Source organism: Streptomyces tibetensis, from assembly GCF_007655005.1.
GTDB lineage: Bacteria > Actinomycetota > Actinomycetes > Streptomycetales > Streptomycetaceae > Streptomyces > Streptomyces tibetensis.
The window spans coordinates 1-7,943 of the sequence record NZ_SZVW01000043.1 but is presented as its reverse complement, the minus strand read 5'-3'; the positions used below and the strand labels follow the sequence as shown (position 1 = coordinate 7,943).

Genomic DNA, 7,943 nt, shown 5'->3' with positions numbered 1-7,943 from the left:
CAACTCCCGCCCCATCCCCACCCGCTGAGCACCCTGACCCGAAAACACCACGGCCAGCGCGCCACCCGAGGGGGTGACCGGGGTCAGGTGAGGGAGGGCGTCGAGAAGCGGGGCGGATCCGCTGCCGACGACGGCCGCGCGGTGCGGGAGGGCGGCGCGGGTGGTGGCCAGGGAGTAGGCGATGTCCAGGGGGCGGGGGGCGCCGGGGGCCGAGGCGAAGGCGTGGAGCCGTTCAGCCTGGGCGGTGAGCGCCTCAGGGGTGCGGGCGGACAGGAGCCACGGCAGCACGGGCAGGGTGCGTCCGCCGGTGGTCTCGGCGGGCGCGGCGGCCGGAGCCTCCTCCAGGATCACGTGGGCGTTGGTGCCTCCGAACCCGAAGGAGGAGACGCCCGCGCGGCGCGGCGCGTCCTCCCGCGCCGGCCAGGCACGCTCCTCGGTGAGCAGCTCCACCGAGCCGGTGTCCCACTCCACGAACGGCGACGGCTCGTCCACGTGCAACGTCCGCGGCAGCACACCGTGCCGCATCGCCTGCACCATTTTGATGACACCGCCGACACCGGCCGCGGCCTGGGCATGCCCGATGTTGGACTTCAACGAGCCGAGCAACAGCGGCCGTTCGCGGTCCTGCCCGTACGTCGCCAGCAGCGCCTGCGCCTCGATCGGATCGCCCAGCCGGGTGCCCGTGCCGTGCGCCTCCACCGCGTCCACCTCGGCAGGCGTCAGACGGGCGTTCGCAAGGGCCTGGCGGATGACACGCTCCTGCGACGGGCCGTTCGGCGCCGTCAGACCGTTCGACGCACCGTCCTGGTTCACCGCACTGCCCCGCACCACCGCCAGCACCCGGTGCCCGTTGCGCACCGCGTCCGACAGGCGCTCCACGACGAGGACCCCGGCCCCCTCCGCCCACGCGACACCGTCGGCCCCGGCCGCGAACGACTTGCACCGGCCGTCGGGCGACAGACCGCGCAGGCGGGAGAACTCCAGGAAGGCCACCGGTGTCGACATCACCGTGACGCCGCCCGCGAGGGCGAGCGAGCACTCGCCGTTGCGCAGCGCGTTCACCGCGAGGTGCAGGGCGACCAGCGAGGACGAGCAGGCCGTGTCGACGGACACCGCCGGGCCCTCGAAGCCGTAGGTGTACGAGAGCCGGCCGACGGCGATGCTGCCTGCGCTGCCGCTGAACAGGTAGCCCTCGAAGTCCTCCGGCGGCAGGTGGGGGCGTGAGCCGTAGTCGTTGTACATCTGGCCGGTGAACACGCCGGTGTCCGAACCGCGCAGGGCGGTGGCGTCGATACCGGCGTGCTCGAAGGCCTCCCAGGCCGTCTCCAGCAGCAGCCGCTGCTGCGGGTCGATCGCCATGGCCTCGCGCGGCGACATCCCGAAGAAGGCCGGGTCGAACCGGTCGGCGTCGTAGAGGAATCCGCCTTCGCGGGCGTACGAGGTGCCCGTGTGGTCGGGGTCCGGGTCGTAGAGGCCGTCCACGTCCCAGCCGCGGTTGCCGGGAAAGCCGCCGACCGCGTCGGTGCCGTCGGTCACGAGGCGCCACAGGTCGTCGGGCGAGGACACGCCGCCGGGATAGCGGCAGGCCATGCCCACGATCGCGATCGGCTCGCGCCGCCTGTCCTCGATGTCCCGCAGCTGCCGGCGTGCCTCACGGGCATCGGCGACGGCCTTCTTGAGGTAGTCGCGGAGCTTGTCCTCGCCCGCCATGGTGTGTCAACTCCCGTGTGTCGTGTGGTGATGGGTGCCGCAGTGGGCGGTGTGGCGCTGGTCGGTCCGCCGCGCGGTCCGGTTCGGTTCGGTTCGTCGCTCAGTTCAGCTCGTCGACGAGGGCGAACAGTTCGTCGTCGGTGGCCGAGTCCAGGTCGTCGTCCCGCTCCTGGGCGGTGGCGTCGGCCGGGGCTCCTGCCGCGCTGTCGGCGGCGGCGAGGAGTTCCCGCAGGCGGGCGGTGATCCGGCCGTGGGCGGAGGCCTCCGTGGCGGCCGCCTCGATGGCGGCCTCGAGCCGGGCCAGTTCCGCGAGCACCGGCTCGTCAGGTGCGGTCTCCTCGACGGTGAGGCGGTCGCTCAGGTACGAGGCGAGCGCCCGCGGCGTGGGCTGGTCGAAGACCAGGGTGGTCGGCAGCCGCAGCCCCGTCTCGGTGGCGAGCTGGTTGCGCAGCTCGACGGCCGTCAGGGAGTCGAAGCCCAGTTCCTGGACCGGCCGGTCGGCGTCGACCGCCGTGTGGTCGGCGTGTCCGAGGACGGCGGCCACCCGGCCGCGCACGAGGTCCACCAGGGCGCGTTCCCTGTCGGGTGCGGCCAGGGCGGCGAGCCGCTGGGCGAGGCCCTGGCCCTCGGGACGGCCGGCGGGGGCGTCGGCCCTGGCCACGGGGCGGCGGGCGCTGTTCCCTCGGACGAGTCCGGCGAGGAGCGGCGGTACCTGGTCGCCCAGGGCGCGGATGGCACGGGTGTCGAGACGGGTGACGGCGAGGACGCTCTCCCCGGTGGCCGGTGCGGCGTCGAAGAGGGTCATCGCGTCGTCGGTGGCCAGCGGCAGCAGGCCGGAGCGCGCCAGGCGGCGCAGGTCCGCCTCGGCGAGGTGGCCGGTGATGGTGCTGGTCTCCTCCCACAGGCCCCAGGCGAGGGAGGTCGCGGGCAGTCCGGCCGCCCGGCGGTGCGCCGCCAACGCGTCCAGGAACGCGTTGCCCGCCGCATAGTTCGCCTGCCCCGCCGTACCCAGCAGACCCGACACCGACGAATAGAGGACGAACGCCTGAAGGTCCATGTCACGCGTCAGCTCGTGCAGATGCCACGCCGCATCCACCTTCGGACGCAACACCGAGTGCAGCCGCTCAGGCGTCAGACCCTCCACCGTCACGTCGTCCAGCACACCCGCCGTGTGCACCACACCCGACAACCCGCCCACGTCAGACAGCAACCCGGCCAGGGCGGACCGGTCGGTCACATCACATGCGGCAAGCCTCACCGCCGCGCCCAGAGCCTCCAGCTCCGACCGCAACTCCGCCGCACCAGGAGCCCCCTCACCACGCCGGCTCACCAGCACCAGCGAGCGAACCCCATGCACCTCCACCAGATGCCGGGCCACCACAGCACCCAGACCACCGGTACCACCCGTCACCAGCACCGGACCCCCACCCCAGGCGACAGTCCCACCCTCACCCGGCACCGCCCGACGCAACCTCGGCACCACCAACCCACCCGACCGCACCGCCACCTGCGCCTCACCCGAAGCGACGGCGGCCGTGAGGGCAGGTGCGTCCGAGGCGTCGAGGTCCAGGAGCTGGATGCGTCCCGGGCTCTCCGACTGTGCCGTGCGCAGCAGGCCCCACAGCGGGGCGTGGGCCAGGTCGGTGACGTCCTCGCCGGCCGCGGTGGCCACGGCGCCCCGGGTGGTGACCACGAGACGGGTGTCCGCGAAACGGTCGTCCGCGAGCCACTCCTGCACCTGGACGAGCGCCTGGCGGGCCGCCTCCCGCGCGTTGTCCGGCAGTGTCTCGCCGGCCGGTGCGGAGAAGCCGGCCGGTGCGGAGAAGTGGGGGGCGAGGACGACCGCGGGCGCGGGCGTGCCCGTGTCGACGGCCCGGGCCAGCTCGCCGAGGTCGGTGTAGGAGCGGACCGTGCCGTCGGGCAGGCCGAGGTCCGGCGCGGATCCGAAGACCGCCCAGGTGGTGAGGTCGGCCGTGGCGTCCGTGGCGGCGGGCGCGCTCCACTCGACCCGTAGCAGGCCGTCGGCGGATCCGGCGTCGGTGGCGCGCAGCGACTGGGCGGACAGCGGGCGCAGAGTCAGTTCCGCCACCTCGGCGACCGGTGCGCCCGAACCGTCGGCCACCGTGAGCGCGACAGTCGTGGATCCGCCGTTCGCGGCCTCGGGCGCCGCTGCTCCGGCGAGCCGGACCCGCAGCACGGACGCACCCGCGGCGGTCGCGCTCACTCCGGCCCAGGAGAACGGCAGCACCGTCCTGCCTCCGTCACCGGCGACCCCGGGGAGCAGCGGGTGCAGGGCGGCGTCGAGCAGGGCCGGGTGGAGGGTGAACCGGCGAGCCTCGGCGCGCCGGTCGTCGTCGAGGGCGACCTCGGCGCAGAGGTCGTCGCCGGCCGCCCAGAGCCTGCGCAGGTTGCGGAAGGCGGGCCCGTAGGCGTAGCCCTGCTCGGCGAGACGCTGGTAGGCGCCGGTGAGGTCGATCTCCCGGGCTCCCGCGGGGGGCCAGACCGTGAGTGATCCGTCGGCCGGGCCGGGCGAGGCGCTCAGCGTGCCGTAGGCGTGCAGGGTCCAGGTCCCGTCGTGGCCGGGGTCGCCGTGGGGCCGGGCGTGGATGCGCACCGGGCGGGTCGCGTCGGTGTCCTCGGCGCCGACGGACACCTGGAGGTGCACGCCGCCGCGTTCGGGCAGGACCAGCGGGGCGGCGAGGGTGAGTTCGTCGACCGTGGCGGCGCCGAGCTGTTCGCCCGCCCGGAGGGCGAGTTCGAGCAGTCCGGTGCCGGGCACGAGCACGGTGCCGGCGACGGTGTGCTCGGTCAGCCAGGGGTGCGTGCCGCGTGCCAGCCTGCCGGTGAGGACGTGTTCGTCGCGGTCGGCCAGCGGGACGGCGGCGCCGAGCAGCGGGTGGTCGGCCGCCACGAGTCCGAAGCCCGCGGCGTCCGTGACGGTGGTGGGCGCATCGAGCCAGTAGCGCTGCCGCTGGAACGCGTACAGCGGCAGACCGGTGCCGTGTGCGCCGGGGAAGACGGTGTCCCAGCGGATGTCGGTGCCGCGTGCGGCGAGCAGCCCGAGGGCGGTCGCGAACACTTCCGGCTCGGAGCGGCCCCGGCGCAGGACCGGCGCCACGACGCCGGAGCTCTGCTCCAGCGATTCGGCGACCAGGGCGCTCAGCACTCCGTCCGGCCCGAGCTCCACCCACTCGGTGACCCCGGCCGCCTCCAGCAGGCGTACGCCGTCGAGGAAGCGGACGGCTTCGCGGATGTGGCGGGCCCAGTAGTCGGGCGAGGCGAGGTCCTCGGCCGTGGCCAGTGCGCCGGTGACGTTGGAGACGATCGGGATGCGCGGCGCGTGGAAGGTGAGGTCCTCGGCGATCGCGCGGAACTCTTCCAGGATCTCGTCCATGTGCGGCGAGTGGAAGGCGTGGCTGACGGGGAGGCGCTTGACCCGGGCGCCGTCGCTCTTGAACCTGGCGGTGAGTTCGTCCACGGCGTCGGCGTCGCCGGAGATGACCGTGGCACGCGGTCCGTTGACCCCGGCCACCGCGACCCGGTCGCCGTAGGGGGCGAGCACGGCGCGTACGGCGTCCTCCGCGGCTTCGACGGCCGCCATGGCGCCGCCTTCCCGGGCGGCCTGCATCAGCCGGCCGCGTTCGGCGACGAGGACACAGGCGTCGGGCAGGTCGAGGACGCCCGCGAGGTGGGCGGCGGTGACCTCGCCGATCGAGTGGCCGAGCAGGAAGTCCGGGGTGAGACCGTGGTGTTCGGCGAGGCGGAACAGCGCGGTCTCCAGGGCGAACAGCGCGGTCTGGGTGAACGCCGTCTGGTCGAGCAGCGCCGCGTCCGCGCTGTCCTCGGCGGCGAAGAGCACCGACTTCAGCGGGCGCATGAGTTCGGGGTCCAGGTGGGCGCACACCTCGTCGAGGGCCGCCGCGAACACCGGGGACACGGCGTACAGTTCGCGGCCCATGCCGAGGCGCTGGGCGCCCTGCCCGGTCAGCAGGAAGGCGGTCTTGCCGCGCGGTGAGGCGGGGGTGCGCTGCGCGGCCGGGGTGGTCTCACCGCGGCTCAGCGCGGCGAGCCCGTCGAGCAGCTCGGCGCGGTGCCGGGCGACCACCACGGCTCCGCGGCTGTGCCGGGCCCGCCGGGTGCCGAGGGACCAGCCGACGTCCGCGAGAGCATCCTCGGGGTGGCGGTCGAGGTGGTCGTTGAGACGCCGGGCCTGGCCGCGCAGGGCGGCCTCGTCCCGGGCGGACAGCACGAACGGAACGGGCCCCGGCAGTTCGGGCCGCTCGACGGCGGCCTCCTCGGGTGCCACGAACTCCTCGACCACCACGTGTGCGTTGGTCCCGCTGATGCCGAAGGAGGAGACACCCGCGCGACGCGGCACGCCGTCCCTGGCGGTCCACTCACGCTCCTCGGTCAGCAGCTCCACCGAGCCGGTGTCCCACTCCACGAACGGCGACGGCTCGTCCACGTGCAACGTCCGCGGCAGCACACCGTGCCGCATCGCCTGCACCATCTTGATGACACCACCGACACCGGCCGCCGCCTGGGCATGCCCGATGTTCGACTTCAACGAACCCAGGAACAACGGCTGTTCACGGTCCTGCCCGTACGTCGCCAGCAGTGCCTGCGCCTCGATCGGATCGCCCAGCCGGGTGCCCGTGCCGTGCGCCTCCACGGCGTCCACCTCGGCGGCGGACAGACCGGCCGAGGCCAGTGCCTGGCGGATGACACGCTCCTGCGACGGGCCGTTCGGCGCCGTCAGACCGTTCGAGGCGCCGTCCTGGTTCACCGCGCTGCCCCGCACCACCGCCAGCACCCGGTGCCCGTTGCGCACCGCGTCCGACAGGCGCTCCACCACCAGCAGGCCGACGCCCTCCGACCAGGCCACACCGTCGGCCGCCGCCGCGAAGGACTTGCACCGGCCGTCGGGCGACAGGCCTCGCTGGCGGGAGAACTCCACGAAGACGTGCGGGCCGGCCATGACGGTCACGCCGCCCGCGAGAGCGAGGGAGCACTCGCCGTTGCGCAGCGCGTTCGCCGCCAGGTGCAGGGCGACCAGCGAGGACGAGCAGGCCGTGTCGACGGTGACCGCCGGGCCCTCGAAGCCGTAGGTGTACGAGATCCGGCCGGACACGACGCTGGAGAGGTTGCCCGCGAGCAGGAAGCCCTCGTACTCCTCGGGGCTCGCCGCGAGCCGGGACGCGTAGTCGTCGTACATGGCGCCGGTGAACACGCCGGTGTCCGAACCGTGCAGGCCGGTCGGGTCGATGCCCGCGTACTCGAAGGCCTCCCAGGCCGTCTCCAGCAGCAGCCGGTGCTGCGGGTCCATGGCGGTCGCCTCACGCGGCGGGATGCCGAAGAAGGCCGGGTCGAACCGGTCGGCGTCGTGCAGGAATCCGCCGTGCCGGACGTAGGAGGTGCCGGTGTGGGCGGGGTCCGGGTCGTAGAGGCCGTCCAGGTCCCAGCCCCGGTTGCCGGGGAACTCGCTGATGGCGTCCCCGCCCTCGGAGACCAGCCGCCACAGATCGTCCGGTGAGGCGACGCCGCCCGGGTAGCGGCAGGCCATGCCCACGATCGCGATGGGTTCGTCATGGGCGGCGGCGGGCCGTGCGGTGCGGGCCGGTGCCGGGGCTGCGCTGTCCGCGATCCTGGTGAGCAGGTGGTCGGCGACCGCGTCGGGCGTCGGGTGGTCGAAGACGACGGTGGCGGACAGCCGCAGGCCGGTGGCGGTGTTCAGGCGGTTGCGCAGTTCGACGCCGGCGAGGGAGTCGAAGCCGCTCTCCTTGAAGGCACGTTTGGGATCGAGGCGCCCGGGGTCGGTGTGGCCGAGGACGCCGGCCACGATGCCGCGGACGAGGTCGAGGACGGTCTCGCGGCGCCGCTCCTGCGGCAGCGCGGCGATCCGCTGGGCCCAGGTGGTGCCTTCGGTGCCCGCGTCGGCCGCGCGGGCGGCCGTGCGCCGGGAGCGGGGTGCCGGGGCCAGGTCGCGCAGCAGGGGCGAGGATTCGGCGCGCAGTGCCCGCTGTTCGAAGACCACGGGCACGCGGAGCGCGTCGTCACCGGACAGGGCCGCGTCGAAGAGGGCCAGGGCCCGGTCGGGGGTGAGGGTCCTGATGCCCTGGCGGGTCCAGCGGGCCAGGTCGGCGTCGCCGAGGGTGCCGCCCATGCCGTGGGTGCCGTCCCACAGGCCCCAGGCGAGGGAGGTCGCGGGCAGTCCGGCCGCCCGGCGGTGCGCC

At 74.4% G+C, this 7,943-nt stretch carries 1 protein-coding gene and 1 pseudogene; both read right to left on the bottom strand.

Annotation, left to right across the window (positions count from 1 at the left end; all coding sequences use genetic code 11):
• Positions 1-1,707: pseudogene (locus FDO69_RS40680) on the bottom strand (type I polyketide synthase); the annotation flags it as partial.
• A 103-nt stretch (positions 1,708-1,810) separates the two neighbouring features.
• Positions 1,811-7,943, bottom strand: a 6,133-nt coding sequence (locus tag FDO69_RS40675) for a type I polyketide synthase (protein ID WP_138430309.1), incomplete at its 5' end; no start/stop codon positions are given.